The sequence below is a fragment of the Saccharopolyspora tripterygii genome (assembly GCF_054778355.1).
Genome location: NZ_BAAGZP010000008.1, coordinates 136,302 through 155,787, shown reverse-complemented (window position 1 = coordinate 155,787; position 19,486 = coordinate 136,302). Strand labels below are relative to the sequence as shown.

Here is a 19,486-nt window from a genome sequence, read left to right as displayed (position 1 = left end):
TGCTCGACCCACGCAGTACCTCCCTCCTAGTCGGCGACCAGGTCTTCTCTAGGAACCGACCCGCGACGTGAGCTGCTGCTCCGCGCGGGCCAGCACCGAGTGCACCGAGGCGAGGCCGTCGGTGGTCACCCAGGAAACGCGCAGGCCCGGGCGGACCCGCTTGCGCCCGACGCGCATCGGCCAGCCGGCCACCTCCCGCGCGTGGGCGGCGATGCGCTCGCCCGTCCCGCTGGGGTGCTCGGCGACCACGGCGAACTCGTCCCCGCCGTAGCGCGCGACGGTGTGCTCGTCGCTGAGCCCCTCGCGAAGCCGGCCGGCCAGCATCGAGAGCATCTCGTCGCCGCGCTCGAAGCCGTGCGCGGCGTTGAACTCGGCGAGCTGCACGACGTCGATGAGCACCAGGGTCGACAGCGTCCCGCGGGTGCGGGAGCGGACCAGCGACTGCTCGAGGCGGTCCAGCAGCAGCACGCGGCCGGGCAGACCGGTCAGCGGGTCGAGCAGCCCGGAGGAGTGCGAGACGTCGGTCTCCACGGACTGCAGCAGGACCAGGACTCGCCTGCGGCCCTGCACGGTCACCGCGTGGTAGTCGGCCCAGATGCGGCTCTCGGTGCGACCGTTGATGATGACGAGCGGGATGGACAGCGGGCAGCCGGCGCGCAGCACCTGACCGGCCAGGTCGGCCCAGTCGGGCATCGGCGAACCGGTGTCGTCGCGGACCTGCCAGTCGTGGGGGCGGGTTCCGGTCAGCAGGTCGGCCCGGTCCAGCTGCATCAGCTCGGCGGCGACGTCGTTCGTGGCCAGCACCTGGCCGCGCTCATCGGTCAGCAGCACCCCGACGTTCAGCCCGCTGACGAGTTCGTCCCACATCGGTGCCAGCTGGGCTGCAGCCACGTCAAGGACACTCATTCGGCCCCCTCCCTCCCCACCAAACGGAGCAGTCCGTTCGAGCCTCCCCTTGTTGGTAGGAGCTTTTCAAGAGCAAAGCGACCACCCGTAATGGTGGTTTCACGCTCCGCTTATAACGCAGCGTCAAGGCTTCTGCACCACCTTCCCCACGCGTCACCTCGAAGACCGGATTTTGATCATTCATGCAGGTGAAACACGATCGAGAAGGCCCCGCGAAACATCTCGGACCCGCTATCGATAGAGAGTGCGTCACGAACGGGCTTCCACCCGATGCCGCACGCCCGACTGCGCCGAGGCCATCTCTACCCTTGAGCGGCAGTGGTAGCCGAGAGGATGGTGCATGCCAATGCCCGGAACCGCAGACCTGGTTCCGCTGGCCGAGCGAATGCGTGGTCACCGGTCGCTGTTGACCGTCATCGCGATCGCGGAGCTGATCGCCATCGTGGTGGTCTCGACCGTCAACACCCACGACCACATCGACGGAGAGGTCTACCGGCAGGGCGCCCAAGCGCTGCTTGCGGGCCGCGACCTCTACCACAACCTGCCCCCCACCGAGTCCGGCCTGCTGCTGCCGTTCATCTACCCGCCGTTCGCCGCGATCGTGTTCGCGCCGCTGGCGCTGGTGCCCAAGGTGCTGTCCACCGCGGTGATCATGCTGGTCAGCCACCTCGCGCTGCTGACCACGCTGTACGTGGTGCTGCGGGAGTCGACGTTCCTGCAGGCGCACCGGGACAGGGTGCTGCTGGTGACCGCCGCCGTGCTGCCGTTCGCCACGATCAGCGAACCGGTGATGGAGACGATCACCTACGCGCAGATCAACATCGTGCTGATGGCGCTGGTCGTGGTGGACCTGCTGTGGCGGGTGGAGGGCACCAAGAAGCTGCCCTACCCGCGCGGTCTGCTGATCGGCATCGCCGCGGGCATCAAGCTCACGCCGCTGGTGTTCCTGCTCCTCCCGCTGCTGCGCAAGGACTTCAGGACCATCGCGGTCTCGCTGCTGACCTTCGTGGCGACCGCGCTGGTCGGGCTGCTGATCACGTTCGACAACGCCCGCCGGTTCTGGCTCCAGGAGATCTTCGCCAACAGCCACGTGAACTTCGGGCCGAAGTTCACCGGTGACGCCTCGACCTACGCGGGCAACCAGTCGCTGAAGTCGCTGCTGTCGAAGCTCAGCGCGCCGAACCTGACGCTGGTGCTGGCCGTGCTCGCGCTGCTCGTGCTGGGGCTGGCGGTGCTGGGGATGATCAACGCGATCCGCCAGCGGGACCTGCCGACGGCGGTGGTGATCAACGGCGTGCTCGGGTTGCTGCTCTCGCCGATCTCCTGGTCGCACCACTGGGTCTGGGCCATCCCCGGGCTCGTGCTGCTGGCCGGCGCGGCCTACGTGCGACGCGACTGGGCGATGCTGCTGATGACGACGCTGATCGGCTGCTTCTTCATGATGGGGCCGCACTGGAAGATGCCCCAGGGCAAGGGCCTGGAGCTGACCTGGAGCTTCTTCGAGCAGTTCGTCGGCAACTCCTACGTCTACTTCGGCGTCGCCTACCTCGTCTACAACGGCTACCTGTGGTGGCGCGAACGGGACCGGACGCCGGTGGACATCCCCCGGGCGGAGAAGCCTCCGGCCGCACCCGAACCCCTGTGACCCGCTGAACGCGAAACGAGGCCCCGTCCGGCTGGACGGGGCCTCGTTTCGCGTCGAGGTCGATCAGATGCGGTTCATCACGACGGTCTCGGCGTTGTCGAAGCGGTGCATCAGCTCGGGGCTGATGGCCGGCATCGGCAGGGTGACGTCGGGAGCACCGGTCATGCCGGACAGCAGCGGCAGCTCGGACCGGGACGCGACCATCGTGCGCGCGGGGAGCACGGTGTCCTCCAGCGCGGCGGTGATCCGGCTCGGCGTCGGGCCGGTGGTCTGCCCGTTCTGCAGGGCGTTGAGCTTCCCGAAGCCGGGGACCGGCGCGGACAGGCCCGGCCCGCTGCGCTCGACCGTTCCCGGCACCTTCGACAGCTCCAGGAGCGAGAGACCGGAAAGCGGCGGCACCTCGGTGGCCGGGGCCTGGCGCTCGCCCGGCACGTCCAGCGGCACGAAGTCCACCGGCGCGGCCGGGGGAGCCGGGGGCTCGGCCAGCGCCGCGGACAGCACGAGCGGCGGCACGGTGCGCAGGTCGCTGCGCAGGCCGCCGACGTCGGCGGAGGTCAGGTCGACCGCATCGGTGGCCAGCAGCCCACCGGTCTCGACCGGGGCCTCTTCGCGGGCGGACAGCGCGTCCTCGTAGAGCTCGATGATCCCGTTGGCCGGGCCGAACCCGTCGAAGTAGACGAGGTCGTCGTGCGGGATGACCAGCTCGGCCGTCTGCGGACCGCGGTCAGCCGCGCGGTCGCGCACGACGTCGCCGATCGACGCGGACCAGCTCAGCGAGCGGTGGAAGCCCTCAGCCGGGGTGATCGGGGCCCGGCCCTGCGGCGAACGGCGCAGGTCGAGCGGCTTGGCCTCGGACGGGTCAGCGGCCCAGCCCGCGAGCTTGAGCGGCGATTCCTGGAACCGGATCGCGGGGATCTCGCGGGTCAGCTCAGCAGCGGACTCGTCGAGCTGGCCGCGGCGGGTTTCCACCACCGGCCTGGTGGGCTGCGCGCCGCCCGCGAACAGGTCTCCGGACAGGCAACGGCCCAGCGGCGCGGTCTCGTCGAGCGCGGGCGGGAACACCGACTCTCCCAACGGCATCGGACGCTGCTGACAGGCGTCCCCGGCGGAAGCGACCCCCGTTCCGACGGCCAGCATGCCACCAGTGACCAGCGCGGTCTGAACGCCGCGCTTCGCCCAAGTCTGCATGGATCTTCTCCTTCACAAGGCTCCCCGCGTTCTGGGGGGAAATCAACTTCGAGCGCCGCACCGTCATCAGAACTTGATCATGGGCGGGCGGCGGTGGGCTCAGATGCGAAGTCGCCGGCGCGCTGGTTCGCCACACTGCGAATCGCGGCCGGTCAGCGGGTCAGTCGGGCGTCGCGCCGGGGCGCGGCGACGGCACCCCGCGCAGCACCTCGTCGCGGGTGTCCGCGCACGCGTCCGGGCGGACGTCGTCGGCGCGCGGTGCCGCCGGGTACCAGCCGGGCAGACCGGCTCCCTGCTGGTGGCCGTCCGCCGTCTTGGCGCAGCCGGATGAAGCGGGCAGCGCCGAGTTGCCGCCCGGGTACTCGTGCTCGGGGACGGGCGGAACGGCCGGGACGGGGTGTCCGGACGCCCGGACAGGGCTTGTCACCTGCGGATGTGCCGCGGGCTGATCGGGTTCGGGGATGCTCACGACCGGTTCCGGGGGCGGGCTGCCCGCCTGTCGGTCCGGTCCGGCGACGGGTTCCACCGGCGCAATGGGAGGTCCGGCCTCCACGGACGGCTCGGACGGTTCGGCGACCTCCTCGTCGAGGCCGCCGACCAGGTGCTCGACCGGTTCGCCCGGCACGAGTTCGAGCGGGTCCAGCCGATCGAGCGGGAACGAAGCGGGTCCAGCCTGCTGCACCTTCTCCAGCGCGGCCTCCGGGAGGTCCGCGGCGTCGCCGGTGAGCGCGGCGGCCTCGGACAGCACCGGAGCTCCGGACAGCGGGGGAGGCTCCACGAGCTCCCCGGCGGGTTCGTCGGGCTCCGCCTCCGCGGGCTGGCCCAGCAGCAAGGCCGCGGAGGTTCCGGCTGCCGCCGTGCCCGCCAGGACCAGGGCACGTCCCAGGAACCGCCGTGCGGCGGTCTGCGTCGTACGGTCGCGGACGGACATCGCGGTGCCAGAACCTCCTCGGCCTGCTGTGGCTCCCCCTCGGAGCTTCGTCATCCCTCGCGCCGGGAAGCCTGCCAAAACAAGGTCGTCTTCCGTAAGCGCAGAGGAGCCGGTTCGCTACATCGTGTTACGCACCTCGAGTTGCCGATCCGCTCGAACCGGACATCACCCCCACGTCCCACCCGTGCGGGAGCCGCGATTCCCGCGCGCCCGGGCCGGGGCGGGGTCGGTGTTCACGTGCCGTTGTGGATCAGGAGGGCCGTTGTGCGAATGGGGACCGGTGATCGGCGCTACGGTGGCGGGGTGAGCGAGCTCAAGATCAGCAGGCCGGAAGACGCTTCGACGGCGATCCCCCGGGTGCTCAGGGTTTCCGCGGCGGTGAGCTGGCGATTGCTGGTGATCGCCCTCAGCCTGTACGTGCTGGGCATGATCATCGGCCGGATCTACGTCGTGGTGATCCCGGTGGCCATCGCCCTGCTGCTGGCAGCGCTGCTGGCCCCGCTGGTGTCGTGGCTGACCAACCGCAGGGTTCCCCGGGGGCTGGCGACGGCGCTCGTGCTGATCGGCGGTCTCGCGGTGGTCGGCGGGGTGTTCAGCTTCGTCATCAACGCGTTCATCAACGGGTTCCCGGACCTGCAGCGCCAGGTGCTCGCGAGCCTCGAAGCGCTGAAGTCCTGGTTGGCGACCTCCCCGCTGCACATCAACGAGGCGCAGATCGGCCAGTACCTGGACCAGGCGCGCGAGTGGCTGCAGACCAACCAGGCCGCGCTGACCAGCGGTGCGCTGTCCACGGCCTCTACGTTCGGCAACTTCCTGACCGGACTGGTGCTCGCGCTGTTCACGCTCATCTACTTCCTCTACGACGGCCGCCGCGTGTGGCTGTTCGTGGTCCGGCTGGCGCCGCGCCAGGTGCGCGCCCGGGTGGACCACGCGGGCATCGCCGGGTTCACCTCGCTGGTCGGGTTCGTCCGCGCGACGGTGCTGGTCGCCGTGGTGGACGCGCTGGGCATCGGGCTCGGCCTGGTCGTGCTGGGCGTTCCGCTGGCGATCCCGCTGGCCGCGCTGGTGTTCCTCGGCGGATTCGTGCCGATCATCGGTGCCGTCGCCTCGGGCGCGGTCGCGGTGCTGATCGCGCTGGTGACCAAGGGCTGGGTCGTCGCGGTGATCCTGGTCGGCATCGTGCTGGCCGTGCAGCAGCTGGAGGGCAACGTGCTCCAGCCGCTGATCCTCGGTCGCGCGGTGCAGATCCACGCGCTGGGCGTCGTGCTGGCGATCAGCATCGGCGTGGTCATCAACGGCATCGTCGGCGCGCTGCTGGCGATCCCGATGGTCGCGGTGCTCAACTCGGCGATCCGCGCGCTGCTCGCCGACGAGGACGAGTTCCTCCACGACGCCTCCACCGGGAAGCCGGAACCCGCCGCCCCCGCGAAGCCCGCTCCCGCGAAGCCCGCCGCCGACGACGAACCCGCCGACGACAACGCGGAGAAGACCGGCGCGGACGAACCCGGAGACGACGAGAAGGCCTAGGCGCAACCCGCACCGAGCGGAGAGAGTCCTCAGCAGCCTCCAAGCGATCGCTGCTTCCGTTCCGCTACCCGCACCGCCGGGCCAGCGGACCGCTGGAACAAACCCGTCAAGCCACCGTGACCGCGTTCCTGCCTGCCGCTTTGGCTGCGAGCATCGCCGCGTCCGCTGCCACCAGCAGGTCGGTGAGCTCGTAGTCGAACCGGCCGGTGGTCGCCACGCCGATGCTCACGGTCAGCCCGGTGAGCTCCCGGGTCTCGCCGTGGATGTCGCGGGCGCGCACCGACAAGGTCGTGGTGGACGCCCGGATCCGGTCCGCGACCCGGTAGGCGGTCTCGTCCTGGGTGCCGGGCAGCAGCACGACGAACTCCTCACCGCCGAAGCGACCCACCAGGTCGTCTCGGCGGACGTTCTTCTGGAGCATCCGCGCGAACTCGGCCAGCACGGTGTCGCCGGCCAGGTGGCCGAGCTCGTCGTTGACCCGCTTGAAGCGGTCGAGGTCCAGCAGCAGCAGCGCGGCCGGTTGCTGACGCTGTCGGGCGCGCATCAGCTCGACCCGCGCGAGGCGTTCCCAGTGCGTGGAGTTGGCCAGCCCGGTCTTGCCGTCGTGCTGGGCGCTCCGCCGCCACTGCGGGAGCTGGCTGGCGAGGTCGAGCAGGATCATCGGTGGACCGGCGAGCAGCGCGGCGAGCGGAGCCCCCGCCATCGCGACGGCCATCAGCCCGCCGAGGCTCGCGCCGACGATGCCCAGCAGCACGTCGATGGGTTCGCCGAGAACGGTCGTGCGCGAAGCGGTGGGCTCGCGCAGCTTGAGCCCACCCGCGACCACCGTCGCCCGCACGACGAGCAGCACGACGCCGACGGCGAAGAAGCTCAGTCCCGTCCACACGGGTTCGTCCCAGCCGGCGACCAGCCGCGCGGAGAACGTGGCGACGGTGGTGGCGGCGGTGGTGAACAGCCAGCGGTGCGCTTCGGGCCGGTCGTGCAGGACGCCGTGCAGCGTGGGCCCGAGCAGCAGGAGCACCAGGAGATTCGTTGGCAGCAGCAGTATCCCGGCTGCGAGGTAGACGATGTGCAGCGTCCACGGGTCGCGCCGGATCTGCCGCCGGATGTTGATCGACGCCGAGGTGATCACGATGGTCGCGCCCGCGGTGGAGGCGAGCGCGGCGAAGTTCATCAGGTCGCCGGACTCCGGTCGCCGACCGGTCACGAACACGAGGACGACCAACACGAGCGCCAGCGCTTGGACCAGCAGGACGTATCCGATCGCAGCAGGGCGCATCCGCCACAACAACCAGTCCCGCATCGTCACCTCCGGCCCGGAGCCTGGCACAGCGGATGAGCGTGTCGAAGCACAACGGGAAAACCGCGAACGGCGTTTCGCGGTGAACGCCCCCAACCGGGCGTCGGGGATCGGCGGTTCGGACCAGTGCGGGGGTTGCGCATTCCCGCCCACGCGATTCCACAACGGAGCCCGCGTGGGGCAGGATGGTCGCCGGGGAGGAGTTCGAGTTGACGGGTTCGCAAGCATCGCCGACGCCACCGCACGTGGCCGACGGTCGAACGCCGCTGTGGCGAGGGCACAACGTCTTTCGGGTCGTGGCGTTCTTCTACGCCGCGTTCTGGTTCGGCATGTTGTACGACCAGTACGAGCGGCCGTGGCTGGCGGCGATCTGCTTGGCCTGCATGGCGGTGTGGACCGCCTTCACCGTCTGGAAGTACCGGACCCGGGCCGGGCGCACCAACCGCCTGGTGGCCGCCGACGTCGTGGTGGTCAACGCGCTGTTCCTGCTCAACGAGCTGATCCTGACCGACGCGCAGATGAATTCCTCGGATCCGTCGGTGGTGACGGTCTGGCACTCCACCGGGGTCACCGCGGCCGCGGTGCACTGGGGGATGACCGGCGGTGTCGCCACCGGGATCATCGAGGCGGCGGGAAACCTGCTGGTGCGCGGGCGGATCGGCTCGGACATGGCGCTGGACACGGTGCTGCTCATCGGGGTGGGGCTGGTGATCGGCCTGAACTCCGACCACGCGCGCCGTTCCACCGAACGACTCGCGCACGCGCTGCGCGCCGAAGCCGCCACGGCCGAACGGGAACGGCTCGCGCGGTCCATCCACGACAGCGTGCTGCAGGTGCTGGCCAGGGTGCGCAGGCGCGGCGCCGAGCTCGGCGGGGAAGCGGCCGAGCTCGCGGAACTGGCCGGGGAGCAGGAGATCAAGCTGCGCTCGCTGATCGCCACGAAGCCGGAGACCACAGAGGACGGTGAGACCGATCTGGCGGCCCGGCTGCAGGTGCTGCGCACCGCGCGGGTGCACGTGTCGGTGCCGGGCAACCCGGTGCTGCTGACCGAGCAGCTCAGCGCGGATCTCGCGGCGGTGGTCCGGGAGGCGCTGGCCAACGTCGACAAGCACGCGGGGGAGCAGACCCAGGCGTGGGTGCTGCTGGAGGAGCTGCCGGACGAGATCGTGCTCAGCGTGCGCGACGACGGACCGGGGATTCCCGAGGGACGGCTGGACGAAGCCGCCGCCGAGGGGCGGATGGGGATCGCCAAATCCATCCGGGGACGGGTCACCGCCCTGGGTGGGATGATCACTCTCGACACCGCGCCGGGCGAGGGGACCGAGTGGGAGGTCCGGGTCCCGCGCACCGCGGAGCCGAAACGCCGCCGAGGAGGACAGCGATGAGCGAACCGCCGGTCACCGTGATGGTCGTCGACGACCACCCGATGTGGCGGGATGGCGTCGCGCGCGATTTGAGCGAGCGCGGTTTCGAGGTCCGCGCCACCGCGAGCGATGGCACGTCGGCGCTGCGGATCGCGCGGACGGTGACGCCCGACGTGGTGCTGATGGACCTCAACCTCGGTGACACCTCGGGCGTTCAGGCCACCCTGCAGATCACCCAGGAGATCCCCGGCACGCGGGTGCTGGTTCTGTCGGCCAGCGGTGAGCACGCCGACGTGCTGGAGGCGGTGAAGGCCGGGGCTTCGGGGTACCTGGTCAAGTCCGCGTCGGCGGAGGAGCTGGTGGACGCGGTCCGCCGCACGGCCGCCGGGGACGCGGTGTTCACCGCTGGGCTGGCCGGGCTGGTGCTGGGCGAGTACCGCCGGATGGCGATCACGCCGGATTCCGAGCACCAGGCCCCGCAGCTGACCGAGCGCGAGACCGACGTGCTGCGCCTGGTCGCCAAGGGCATGACGGCCCGGCAGATCGCGACCAAGCTGGTGATCTCCCACCGCACGGTGGAGAACCACGTGCAGTCGACCTTGCGCAAGCTGCAGCTGCACAACCGCGTCGAGCTGGCGCGCTACGCCATCGAGCACGGCCTCGACCAGGACGGGGAGTCCGAAGAGCAGGAGTGATCCTCTCGGCGCTGCCCGCCGGGGTCAGGCCAGGGTCGTCTTCGTGGTCTGCCGCGCCGCCGCCGCGCTGGGCGCCTCCAGCGCGGCTTCCGCCGCCTTGCGGAAGGTGGCGTGCGGGTGCTGCGCGAGCGCCGCCCCGACGGCGCGGACGGCCGAGGCGTTCATCGACACGCTCGTGACGCCCAGCCCCGCCAGCACTCCGGCCAGGTGCGGGTCGGAAGCGGCCTCGCCGCAGACACCTACCGATTTGTCGACTTGTCGACCCGCCTGGCCGACCATCGCGATGAGCCGCAGCAGCGCGGGCTGCCACGGGTCGTTGAGGCCCGCGAGCGCGCCGGCCATGCGGTCGGCGGCGAAGACGTACTGCGCGAGGTCGTTGGTGCCGATGCTGACGAAGTCCACCGCCTGCAGGATCTCCGACGCCGAGAGCGCGGCGGCGGGCACCTCGATCATCACGCCGACCCGGTCGATCCCGCCTGCGCGAGCCCGCTCGGCGAACCAGCCGGCCTCGTCCGCGGTGGCGACCATCGGCGCCATCACCGACACCTCGGCTCCGGTGTCCTGGGCGGCACCGGCGATCGCTTCGAGCTGCTCGTCGAGCAGGTCGGGCTGGTCGAAGGCGACCCGCAGCCCGCGCACGCCCAGCGCCGGGTTCGGCTCGGCCCCCATGTCCAGGAACGACAGGGGTTTGTCGGCACCGGCATCGAGGGTCCGCACGATCACGGGCTTGCCCGCGAACGGGGTGAGCACCTCGGCGTAGGCGGCGCGCTGGGTGGCCACGTCGGGTTCGGCATCGGCGTCGAGGTAGCAGAACTCGGTGCGGAACAGCCCCACGCCTTGCGCTCCGGCGGCGACCGCACCGGCGGAGTCGGTGGCCGATCCGACGTTGGCGAGCACCTTGACCTGCACTCCGTCGGCGGTCTGCCCGACGCCGTCCCAGTGGGCGTGCGCGGGCGGTTCGGCGGCGCGCACCTCCACGGCGTTCGCGGAGAGCTCGACCTCGCCCTCGTCGCCGTCCACGGTGGCGCCCGAGGCGACCGCGCCGAGCACGCCGCGCACCGCGACGACGGCCGGGATTCCCAGCGCACGCGCGAGGATCGCGGTGTGGCTGGTGGGTCCGCCCTCCTCGGTGACCAGCGCGAGCACGAGCTCCGGATCGAGGTCGGCGGTGTCGGCCGGCGCGAGGTCGCGCGCCACCAGAACGCTCGGAGCGGAGAGCTCGGGAACGCCGGGCGGGGTCACGCCTTCCAGCTCGGCGATGATCCGGTCCCGCACGTCGTGGACGTCGCGCGCGCGTTCGGCCATGTACCCGCCTGCGGCGCGCAGCGCGTCGGCGAAGCCGTTGGCGGCTTCGTGGACGGCGCGGGCGGCGGGCACCGACCGGGTCGCGACGAGCTGTTCGGCCTGCGAGATCAGAGCCGGGTCCATGGCCATCGCCGCGGTCGTCTCCAGCACCGCCTTGGCATCACCGTCGACCTTGCCCGCGCGCTGGAACAGCCCGTCGGCGACCGCATCGGCGGCGGGGCGGATCCGTGCGGCCTCGGCGACCTGGTCGGCCGGGGCGGGCGTGGTGGCGGGTTCGGGCAACGGGTCGGCCACGCGGACGATAGGCCCGGCGGCGCGGCCGGAGCTCACTCCGACACCAGTCAAACGCGACATGGTCTAGACCATACCTTTCCGAGTTGCGCAGCAGAAGCATCCGGCGCGGATACGCCACCCACCGCAACACCCCGCTCCCCACCAGCGTAAGGACGCGTTCCCCGTTTGGCTTGATCGTGTGAGCCAGCGGGCACGCGCGGAGCACCCGCGGGTTCCTACGTCACCCGTCTGCAGCAGCCCGTGACGTTACTCATAGGTAACAACTGAGTAGCCGTACGGATCCGGTCCGCACCCCTGAAATCGCAGGCTGGAGCCATGCCAATCACCGCAGCGCTCATCGAACCGAAGATCGACGCGACCTGGTTCGCGGACCGGCTCACCACGGTCGCGACCTTCTTCGCCGCCCAACCCAAGCCGGCGGACGACGGCCGGGCCGCCGAGCCCCGCTCGGCAATTCCCGGACGGGTGGATCATGTTCCAGGAGAGCCCGTCGACACCAGCCATCACGACGAATCCCACTATCCGGTCGCGTCGTCGGAAGCACCCGGCAATCACGATCCGGCCGAATCCCGCAAGAGATCCAACAAAAGGCGTGAGTAGGCCTCTGTACAGCGGAAACGCCGTGAATCGCGATTTTCATGTGCTCTCGGACACAAATGATTATTCCACCATTGATCCACCGTTCGAGCGAATTCAGGCGTCAAGGTGGATCTTTTCCGGGGGAGTTGCCGTCAAACTGAACAGGTTGTCGCTCGTCGGTATTCGCGCCATCGACGATCGCAACCTGCTGTGGGCCGGCCGCAACGCCCCCCGTGCGGTCGGCCCTCAGCGCGACACCCGATCAGCCCAGCGCCTCAGGCGGGCAGCAGGTGCGGGGCGTGCTCGGTCACGGCCGCGATGACCTCGCGGGCCGAGGGGTTGACCGCCTTCCAGTCCCCGACCACCACGGTCGGCACGGTCTCGTTGCCGTCGGCGATGGACCGCACGACGCTCGCGGCTTCCGGGTCCTGCCAGATGTCGATCTCGTCGTAGTCCAAGCCCGAGCGCTTGAGCCCGGAGCGCAGCGCCATGCAGAACGGGCAACCCGGCCTGCTGTACACGGTGACTTGTTCGGCGGACATCCGACCTCCAGGTTCGGCCACGACTTGTAGTCTTCGAGCTTGAACAATCGCAACGGCGAAATCATTCGCACGAGACGCAGCTCATGCCGTCCGCGCTCCGGCCTTCTGGAACCGGGTGGTGACGCCCGTTACGGTCTGGTTCCACGTCCCACGAGCTGGACGCCATTCCTGGACCGAGGGGTAGGGACATGACGGAGCTGTCTCCACGCGAGCGCGCTCGGGCGGCCACCGAGCACGACATCCGGCGACGCGCCAGGATGCTGCTCGCCGAGCACGGCAGCGACGCGGTGACTCTCCGGGCGATCGCCCGCGAACTGGGCATCACCGCCCCCGCCCTCTACCGCTACTACTCCTCCCGCGAAGACCTGCTGCGGCAGCTGTGCGACGACGTCTGCGCCGAGCTCTCCGCGGACCTCTCGGCCGCGTTCGACCCGGCCAGCGAGAGCTTCCTGGACCGCACGTTCGCCGTCTGCCGCCGGTTCCGGTCGTGGGCGCTGGCCCACCCCAAGGAGTTCGCGCTGGTCTTCGCGACGCCGAAGGACCGCGCCCAGCAACCGGATCGCTTCGCCGGGGTGTTCCTGAGCATCGTCGCCCCGATGTTGTGGGAGAACCCCAACGTCGAGGAGAAGGTCAAGGAGCCGGTGGACCTGCCGGACCTGTCGGCGCAGCAGAAGTCGCTCGCCGAGGCCTTTTCCAGCGAGGGCATCGACATGCCGCCGGAGGCGCTGGACGCCGAAGCGGTCTACTTCCTGATGCGCTGGTGGGTGCGCCTGTACGGGCACATCGCGCTGGAGGTCTTCGGCCGCTTCCCGTTCGACCTGTTCCACGCCGATCAGCTCTTCGACTCGACCTTGCACGAGCTGGCCGACGAGAGCGGCCTGACCTGACTCAGGGGTCCTTGAAGAATCACCTTGCTTGGCGGTGCGGGTGGCGGAACCTCACACGGCGGTGCCGGCTGAGTCCCACACCTGAAACAACGGCTCCGCCGCCTCCTGAAACGACTCCTCAGTGCGCTGCCATCACCCCGGGGCCCACGAAGACGTCCACCCTGGGGTGGTAGGTCTCGAACACGAACGGGTCCTCCGCCCGGTGCTTGCCGACGTAGGGCGGCGGTTCCGTCCAGCGGCGCAAGGGGATCCCGGCTCGGAGCTCCCGCTCCTCGCGCATGATCTCGATGAAAAGCGCTGTGGCATCAGCGAATTTGGGAGCGGGCTGAGTCGCGTTCCGCTGCACCCGCCGCACGTCCAGAGCGCCGGGACCGGCCCCCGCGTGCTTGCCGTGCCCACCCCGCAGCGGGAAGACCAGCAGGAAGACGGCCGTCACCAAGAGTGTTCCGCCGGACACGACCGCGCCCGGCGAGTGCACCAGAAGCGTGAAAAGCTGATTCATGTTGCCAAATCTCCTTTTTCAACAGTCCGATGTGGAAACGTTAGCGATCCCACCGAGAATCGCCAAATGCGGCTTCGGCACTCCTCGCAGGTCGCGGACGGCGGTCCGCTCGCGGTCCCGCGTGCCGGGCATGTGAAACTCTGCCTGTGGACGCCCGCCCGATGACCGAGGACACCATGACCGACTCCGCCGACGTCACCCCCGCTCGCGGAGCGAGGACGCGCGCCGCGCTCGTCCTCACCGAGGTCTTCGCGCCGTGGGTGATCGTGGTGCTGCTGCCGCTGGCCGTGGCGTGGCAGGCGACCCACCGCGTGCTGCCCGCGCTCGGCTGGGGCCTGCTGGTGGCCGCCACCAGCAGCATCCTCCCGATGGGGGTGATCGTCTGGGGCGCTCGCACCGGGCGGTGGGACAGCCACCACGTGCGCGACCGGGCGGGCCGCGCCGTGCCGTTCCTCGCGCTGATCGTCATGAGCCTGGTCGGCCTCGGCCTGCTCGTGGCCCTGGGCGCTCCGTGGTCGCTGATCGCCCTCGACATCGCCATGATCGGTTCCCTGTTCGTCACGGGCGCGATCACGGTCTGGTGGAAGGTGTCCATGCACTCGGCGGTGGCCTCGGGAGCCGTGGTGATCCTCGCGCTGCTCTACCACCCGGCGTGGTGGGCGCTGATGGTGCTGGTGGCGGCGATCTCGTGGTCCCGCGTGCAGATCCGCGACCACACCACCGCGCAGGTCACCGGGGGCGCGATCATCGGAGCCGCCGTGGGCGGCGGCCTGTTCGCGGCCCTGCTCTACGGCGTCTGATCCGCCGCTGCTGCCCGCTCGCGAACGCTCGCCACGATCGGGGAGCGCTCCACCAGCCGGCCGAGCCCGATCAGCCACGCCGCCTCGGTGTGCGGGTCGGAGGCCACCCCGCGGTAGGGCACCGCGGTCTCGCCCGGCCGGGACCGGTGCGGTCGCCCCGAGGCGTGGGAGTCCAGCGCGACGGCGAGCGACGCGGCCTCGGCGACCTGGTGCGCGCGCCGCTCGCCGAGCCCGGCCCGCTCCGCCTCCTGGTGCGCCCAGGACGCCGCGTCCGGGTGGACGTGCGAGCGCAGCACGAGCTGCGCGTCCCGGATCTCCACCACCCGCCGGTACAGCGCGAAGCGGGCGTCGGCCCGCGCGTACATCTCGGACGGCAGCGTGATCTGCGGCAGTTCGGTGGCGAGCCGGTCCCACAGCGGGTGCAGCCTCCGGACCTGGTGCGCCGCGCGCGCCCAGGACGCGAGGGCCGCGCAGCGCGGTCCCCAGACCGGCATGGTCGCGCCGAGGGCCACCAGCGCCACGCACACCGCGGCGCACGTCCCCGCCGCCGCGACCAGCGGGCCGGGGTCGCGGCCGCCGACCACGAAGAGCGCAGCAGCGATCTTGACCACCGCCCAGGCCGCGGATGCGACGCATCCCGCCTGGATCGTGCGCAGCCCCGCGCGCAGCCACAGACCCGTCGTCTGCACGACGTACCGGCCGACGAACAGGGCGAACACCGTGGTGGCCCACCCGATGTAGAGGGCGAACACGAGCAGGTAGGCCGCCACGGGCGGGTGATCGGCGTACGCGCCCAGGAATGCCGGGTCGGACGGGACCCCGGCCGAGAGCAGCAGCACCGCCATCAGCGCCGCCGCGGTGAGCATCACCGGCACCTGCAGCTTCATCACGCGGCGAGCGCGGGCGGGCTCGTTCAGCAGGTGCGCCAGCAGGCCGTGCACGCACACCGCCGCGACCATGGCCAGGACGTTGGCGACCAGCCGACCGAGGTTGGCGATCGGCTCCCACTCCGACACCCAGAGCAGGGTTTTCGGGGCGACGAGCGCTGCGGACAGCCCCACGCTGCCGATCGCACCGCACAGGTAGAGCACGCTGGGCCGGGTTTCGCGGCGGAGCCGGACCTGCGCGGCCTTGCTGAGCGCGGCCAGGACGGCGATGAGCCCGGCGCACTGCAGGACGACGCTGGTCATCGCTTCTCGGGGCCCCGACGGCGGGCGCTGTCGAACGTCGCTTGGATCTCGTGCAGGGTGCGGCCGGGCGCGGACGCCTTGCGCATGCGCCTCGGCGGAGCCGGAGCGCGGCCCGCGCGGTACAGGTACAGGCTCGCGACCAGTTCCGCCTGCTGCTCGGCCGCGGCGTCGAACGCGCTCGGCGACCGTCCCAGGACGCTGCGGATGAGCTCCGGCGGGAGGTCCGGGACCAGTGCGGCGACCAGCGGGGAATCGGCCAGCTTGGTGTCCGAGTGCCCGCACACCAGGTGCCCCACCTCGTGCAGGATGATGTGCTCCTCGTGCAGCGGGGTGCTCGGCACGTAGCCGATCACGTCCCGGTCGGCGAGCGAGATCAGGGCACCGCACGGGGTTTCGGACTCCATCGTGGACACCTGGCGCAGCTCGATCGGCCGGCCGCGCGCCTCCGACAGCTCGGCGACGAAGGTCCGCAGGTCCCACGGCGTCGGCAGCGGGAGCGCGCGTGCCAGCTCTTGGCACCACGCGGCCAGGTCGTGGTGCGGGCTGCGGTCAGGGGTGTCGTCGTGATCGCGGCGCACGTCGATCACCAGGCGCGCGCAGCGGAACGGCGTGAGTTCCGGTTCGTGGTCATGGCTCATCGCGCCTCACCGTGTTGCTGGCGCGCAGGTCCTCCACCACGCCCCGGATGCGGTCCGCCTGCGCTGCGGTCAAGCCCCGCAACGAGATGGACTCCACGCCGCTGTCGCGCAGATCCCGGAGCTCCACCAGGGTCGCCAGCTGCGCGCGCACCGCGTCGCCGTGATCGCCGGAGTTGAACGCGTCGAGCGGCACGCCGAAGAACTCGGCGAGCGCACGCAGGTGCTGCCACCCCGGGTTCGGCGACTCGCCCGAGAGGATCTTGTAGAGCTGCGACAGGCTGATCCCGGTGGCCGCGGAGATCTCCCTGACCTCGCGCGGCTTTCCGGTCTCGGGATCGGGGAAGTTGTCACGCAGCCAGGCCAGCCTCTCGGCCAGCGCGTCCCCTTGATCGTTCACCGCACCCCCCGCACTTCGCGACCGCGCCCCCGCGCGAACAGCCGTGTTTGACGGATTCTCGCATTCGATACTAGTGTCTGTCCATGATTCCACTATCGTGGAATCTGAGTCCGGGGGCTCGAAGCTGGGGGTGCGTCGGGACAGGGATGCGGGAACAGGGGGAACCCGCGCCCTGCCCCGATGCGGATCGACTCAGAGCTGCCGGGGCATGAGGACGTAGTGCAGCTCGGGGGATTCTGGCGTCGTGATGACGGTGGCCCGGCGCGCGCCGTTGCGGAACCGGACCCGGTCGGCGCGCGCTGTGAGCACGACGCCGTCCAGCACGGGGTTCGGGTTCCGGCCGGGCAGCAGCTTGACCAGGTCGGCGGCCACCGCCGCCAGGGCGCGCGCCGGGAGGGCCAGATCGAGTTCCACGAGCGGAAGCTAGCCGCGCGCACCGACATCGGCGTCCGGGGTGATCGACAACCGCACGGGGCATTGTAGCGATCAGCAAGAGTTCTGGGCTCGATTCACCGCATTGGGTATTCTGCCGGCAGATCATGAATGCGAGGCCGAATTCGGTTGTCCGATTTCAAGGATTTCCGTCGTTCGGCGGAGTCCTCCTCGGCCGCCCCCTGGTTGTCACTGAACGCATCCGAATGTTGATCAAACGGGTTCCGACGATCACGCGTGTGTCGCAATGGCACGCTACTCACTCCGCAAGCGAGCAGGTCACGACGTCCAGCACGTCACGATCAGTGTGTGTTTGCCGAGTAAATCGCTTTCGATTGTCGCCCCATCAGCGTGGTAACTTCGACGATCCCAGCGATTTCGAATTCCTTCACGCACGCTAACGACGGAGCACTCCCAAGTGGACGTGGCATTGTGGGTTGCCCTCGCGGCAATCGTAGTGATTCTGCTGGCCTTCCTCGTTTCCTTGCAGCGCCTCAAGTTCCAGATCCGGCTGCGCGATGAAGAAGCGCACCACTTGGTCACTCGACGGCTTCCCGCGCTCATGGACGCCGAGCGCGGCCTGCCCATCGACGTGCCCGGACCGCTGCGGGCCCCCCTCGCCGACACGCCCTTCCACCAGGAGATGCAGACCGTCATCGGCCAGTTCGCGGGTTTCGCCGACGAAACGCGCCAACGCGCCGACAGGGCCGCGAAAGCGACCCTGATCTCCACGATGCGCGGCGTGCAGAGCCTCGCCAACGAGCAGCAGCTCGCCATCAGCGAGATGCAGCACGAGCACGACGATCCCGCCGTGCTCGCCGGCCTGATGAAGATCGACCACGCGAACTCGCAGCTCGTGCGGAGGGCCCAGGCCACGGCGGTGCTGTGCGGGACCTGGCCCGGTCAGCAGCGCTCCTCGGCGCCGGTGCTCGACGTGGTGCGCGGCGCCACCTCGCGCATCCGCGACTACCTGCGGATCGAGGTGCACTCCGAGAGCGAGCTCGCGGTGTCCAGCCGGGCCGTGGAACCCGTCGTGCTCGCGCTCGCGGAGCTGCTCGACAACGCGGCGCGCTACTCGCAGCCCGCCACGCAGGTCCAGGTGCACTTCCAGCCCGCCCACAACGGGCTGTCGGTCGTCGTCGACGACGCCGGGGTCGGCATGAACCCCGAAGCCCGCGAACGCGCGAAAGCGCTGCTCACCGGGCGGGAGGTCGTCGACATCAACAAGCTCGGCGACCCGCCGCAGATCGGGTTCGCGCTCGCCGGGGTGCTCGCCGCCCGCTACGGGTTCAAGGTCTTCGTGGAGACCGCCTCGCCCTACGGGGGAATGCGCGCGGTGCTGTTCCTGCCCAACGAACTGCTCGCCAAGACCGAAACATCCGCACCCGCACCCGCGATGAGCGAACCGGTGGCGCAGCAGCAGACCAGCGCCGGACTGCCCCAGCGGCAGCGCCGGAGCCACGCCGTGCCCGCGCAGACCGCCGAGCACGAGAACTGGGGAACGGGCAAGCCATCGGTGATGGGCGCGTGGCAGCGCGGCAGCCTCACCGGTCGCGGGTCCGAGGAGAAACCGGACGACGAAGAGGGAACTTCCGAGCCATGAACAGCAACCGGCAGCACGACCTGGGGTGGATGCTCGACGAAGCACTGCGGATCCCGGAGGCGAGGCACGCGATACTGCTGTCCTCCGACGGCCTGCTGATGGCCCACTCCGCGGACATCACCGCCGACGAGGCCGAGCGGCACGCCGCGGCCATGTCCGGCCTGCAGTCGCTGGCCCGGGCCAACGCCGCGTTCTGCGGCTCCACCGAGAAGGCCTGGCAGCAGACCATCACCGAGTACGACCACGGCTACGTATTCCTCGTCGCCGCTGGCCCGCGCGCCTACGTCGCCGCCTCCGCGGGGCACGGGGTGGACGTCGAGACCATGTCCCACCGGCTGATGGAACTCGTCCAGCGGCTCGGGAAGGAACTCAGCACCGGTCAGCGCATCGGTGAGTTCGCGTGAGGCGCGAGCGCGCGTTGGTCCGGCCGCACGTCGTCACCCGCGGCCGGGCCCGCCCGACGCGCAACACCTTCGAGATGGACACCCAGATCTACGCGGTGCGCGACGCCTCACCCGGCGCGGCCGGGCCCGAGATGCGGCGGGTGCTCCGGCTCTGCCGCGACGACGCGAAGTCGGTCGCCGAGGTCGCCGGGCACCTCAGGTTGCCGATGAGCGTGACGAAGGTGCTGCTCGGCGACCTGCTGGACAGCGGCCACATCGTCACCCGCAGCGCCCAGCACGACCTGCAGGCACCGGACCTCGACCTGCTGCAGAACGTCCTGGACGGGCTTCGAGCCAGCTTGTAGAGAGCAGGAGACT

21 protein-coding genes are annotated in these 19,486 nt (G+C 70.5%); 10 read left to right on the top strand and 11 right to left on the bottom strand.

The window, feature by feature from the left end:
- Positions 1-48: 48 nt before the first annotated feature.
- The gene (locus ACYVF3_RS06145) at positions 49-906 is read right to left on the bottom strand and encodes a GGDEF domain-containing protein (protein ID WP_461153217.1); all 858 of its coding nucleotides are present in this window, start codon (positions 904-906) and stop codon (positions 49-51) included.
- A 340-nt stretch (positions 907-1,246) separates the two neighbouring features.
- Between ACYVF3_RS06145 and ACYVF3_RS06140 the strand changes: the two genes are divergently transcribed.
- The gene (locus ACYVF3_RS06140) at positions 1,247-2,551 is read left to right on the top strand and encodes a glycosyltransferase 87 family protein (protein WP_461153216.1); all 1,305 of its coding nucleotides are present in this window, start codon (positions 1,247-1,249) and stop codon (positions 2,549-2,551) included.
- 63 nt (positions 2,552-2,614) lie between these two features.
- Here ACYVF3_RS06140 and ACYVF3_RS06135 read toward each other — a convergent pair whose 3' ends face one another.
- Together ACYVF3_RS06135 and ACYVF3_RS06130 are read right to left on the bottom strand one after the other, a co-directional pair.
- Positions 2,615-3,739 (bottom strand): hypothetical protein, encoded by a 1,125-nt coding sequence (locus ACYVF3_RS06135; protein ID WP_461153215.1) that lies wholly within the window; start codon positions 3,737-3,739, stop codon positions 2,615-2,617.
- Between the two features lie 160 nt (positions 3,740-3,899).
- Positions 3,900-4,670 (bottom strand): hypothetical protein, encoded by a 771-nt coding sequence (locus tag ACYVF3_RS06130; protein WP_461153214.1) that lies wholly within the window; start codon positions 4,668-4,670, stop codon positions 3,900-3,902.
- A gap of 303 nt (positions 4,671-4,973) precedes the next feature.
- On the opposite strand from ACYVF3_RS06130, the gene ACYVF3_RS06125 reads away from it, so the two are divergent.
- Positions 4,974-6,197, top strand: a complete 1,224-nt coding sequence (locus tag ACYVF3_RS06125; RefSeq protein ID WP_461153213.1) for an AI-2E family transporter — start codon at positions 4,974-4,976, stop codon at positions 6,195-6,197.
- Positions 6,198-6,303: 106 nt separating this feature from the next.
- On the opposite strand, the gene ACYVF3_RS06120 is transcribed toward ACYVF3_RS06125, so the two are convergent.
- Complete coding sequence (locus ACYVF3_RS06120) at positions 6,304-7,527, bottom strand: GGDEF domain-containing protein (RefSeq protein WP_461153212.1); 1,224 nt, start codon at positions 7,525-7,527, stop codon at positions 6,304-6,306.
- Between the two features lie 179 nt (positions 7,528-7,706).
- Between ACYVF3_RS06120 and macS the strand changes: the two genes are divergently transcribed.
- Positions 7,707-8,882, top strand: coding sequence for a MacS family sensor histidine kinase (macS, locus tag ACYVF3_RS06115; protein WP_461153211.1), 1,176 nt, complete (start codon positions 7,707-7,709; stop codon positions 8,880-8,882).
- Complete coding sequence (locus ACYVF3_RS06110) at positions 8,879-9,556, top strand: response regulator (protein ID WP_461153210.1); 678 nt, start codon at positions 8,879-8,881, stop codon at positions 9,554-9,556. The genes macS and ACYVF3_RS06110 overlap by 4 nt, the downstream gene beginning before the upstream one ends.
- 24 nt (positions 9,557-9,580) lie before the next feature.
- On the opposite strand, the gene ptsP is transcribed toward ACYVF3_RS06110, so the two are convergent.
- On the bottom strand, positions 9,581-11,215 hold the full coding sequence (gene ptsP, locus ACYVF3_RS06105; RefSeq protein WP_461153209.1) for a phosphoenolpyruvate--protein phosphotransferase: 1,635 nt from the start codon (positions 11,213-11,215) through the stop codon (positions 9,581-9,583).
- 255 nt (positions 11,216-11,470) lie between these two features.
- On the opposite strand from ptsP, the gene ACYVF3_RS06100 reads away from it, so the two are divergent.
- Positions 11,471-11,755, top strand: coding sequence for a hypothetical protein (locus tag ACYVF3_RS06100; protein WP_461153208.1), 285 nt, complete (start codon positions 11,471-11,473; stop codon positions 11,753-11,755).
- A 254-nt stretch (positions 11,756-12,009) separates the two neighbouring features.
- Here ACYVF3_RS06100 and ACYVF3_RS06095 read toward each other — a convergent pair whose 3' ends face one another.
- Positions 12,010-12,276, bottom strand: a complete 267-nt coding sequence (locus ACYVF3_RS06095) for a mycoredoxin (RefSeq protein ID WP_461153207.1) — start codon at positions 12,274-12,276, stop codon at positions 12,010-12,012.
- A gap of 188 nt (positions 12,277-12,464) precedes the next feature.
- Here ACYVF3_RS06095 and ACYVF3_RS06090 point away from each other — a divergent pair, with 188 nt between their 5' ends.
- Positions 12,465-13,163, top strand: a complete 699-nt coding sequence (locus ACYVF3_RS06090; protein WP_461153206.1) for a TetR/AcrR family transcriptional regulator — start codon at positions 12,465-12,467, stop codon at positions 13,161-13,163.
- Between the two features lie 118 nt (positions 13,164-13,281).
- Here the strand turns inward: ACYVF3_RS06090 and ACYVF3_RS06085 are convergent, their stop codons facing one another.
- Positions 13,282-13,665, bottom strand: coding sequence for a hypothetical protein (locus tag ACYVF3_RS06085; protein ID WP_461153205.1), 384 nt, complete (start codon positions 13,663-13,665; stop codon positions 13,282-13,284).
- 161 nt (positions 13,666-13,826) lie between these two features.
- On the opposite strand from ACYVF3_RS06085, the gene ACYVF3_RS06080 reads away from it, so the two are divergent.
- On the top strand, positions 13,827-14,465 hold the full coding sequence (locus ACYVF3_RS06080; protein WP_461153204.1) for a phosphatase PAP2 family protein: 639 nt from the start codon (positions 13,827-13,829) through the stop codon (positions 14,463-14,465).
- Here ACYVF3_RS06080 and ACYVF3_RS06075 read toward each other — a convergent pair.
- The 4 genes from ACYVF3_RS06075 to ACYVF3_RS06060 form a co-directional block, all read right to left on the bottom strand.
- Positions 14,453-15,655 carry an MAB_1171c family putative transporter gene (locus tag ACYVF3_RS06075; protein ID WP_461153203.1) on the bottom strand — a complete coding sequence of 401 codons (1,203 nt, stop codon included), beginning with the start codon at positions 15,653-15,655 and terminating at the stop codon, positions 14,453-14,455. The genes ACYVF3_RS06080 and ACYVF3_RS06075 overlap by 13 nt on opposite strands.
- Positions 15,652-16,293: a hypothetical protein gene (locus ACYVF3_RS06070; RefSeq protein ID WP_461153202.1), complete on the bottom strand. Its 642-nt coding sequence runs from the start codon at positions 16,291-16,293 to the stop codon at positions 15,652-15,654. Before ACYVF3_RS06070 ends, ACYVF3_RS06075 begins: the two co-directional genes overlap by 4 nt.
- On the bottom strand, positions 16,283-16,690 hold the full coding sequence (locus ACYVF3_RS06065; RefSeq protein ID WP_461153201.1) for a helix-turn-helix domain-containing protein: 408 nt from the start codon (positions 16,688-16,690) through the stop codon (positions 16,283-16,285). The genes ACYVF3_RS06070 and ACYVF3_RS06065 overlap by 11 nt, the downstream gene beginning before the upstream one ends.
- 192 nt (positions 16,691-16,882) lie before the next feature.
- Entirely contained in the window at positions 16,883-17,104 is a 222-nt protein-coding gene (locus ACYVF3_RS06060) for a hypothetical protein (RefSeq protein WP_461153200.1), read from the bottom strand.
- A gap of 502 nt (positions 17,105-17,606) precedes the next feature.
- Between ACYVF3_RS06060 and ACYVF3_RS06055 the strand changes: the two genes are divergently transcribed.
- The 3 genes from ACYVF3_RS06055 to ACYVF3_RS06045 are packed head-to-tail and all read left to right on the top strand — an operon-like array spanning position 17,607 to position 19,473.
- Positions 17,607-18,725, top strand: coding sequence for an ATP-binding protein (locus ACYVF3_RS06055; RefSeq protein ID WP_461153199.1), 1,119 nt, complete (start codon positions 17,607-17,609; stop codon positions 18,723-18,725).
- The gene (locus tag ACYVF3_RS06050; protein WP_461153198.1) at positions 18,722-19,129 is read left to right on the top strand and encodes a roadblock/LC7 domain-containing protein; all 408 of its coding nucleotides are present in this window, start codon (positions 18,722-18,724) and stop codon (positions 19,127-19,129) included. Before ACYVF3_RS06055 ends, ACYVF3_RS06050 begins: the two co-directional genes overlap by 4 nt.
- Positions 19,126-19,473, top strand: coding sequence for a DUF742 domain-containing protein (locus tag ACYVF3_RS06045; RefSeq protein WP_461153197.1), 348 nt, complete (start codon positions 19,126-19,128; stop codon positions 19,471-19,473). Before ACYVF3_RS06050 ends, ACYVF3_RS06045 begins: the two co-directional genes overlap by 4 nt.
- The last annotated feature ends 13 nt before the right edge of the window (positions 19,474-19,486 follow it).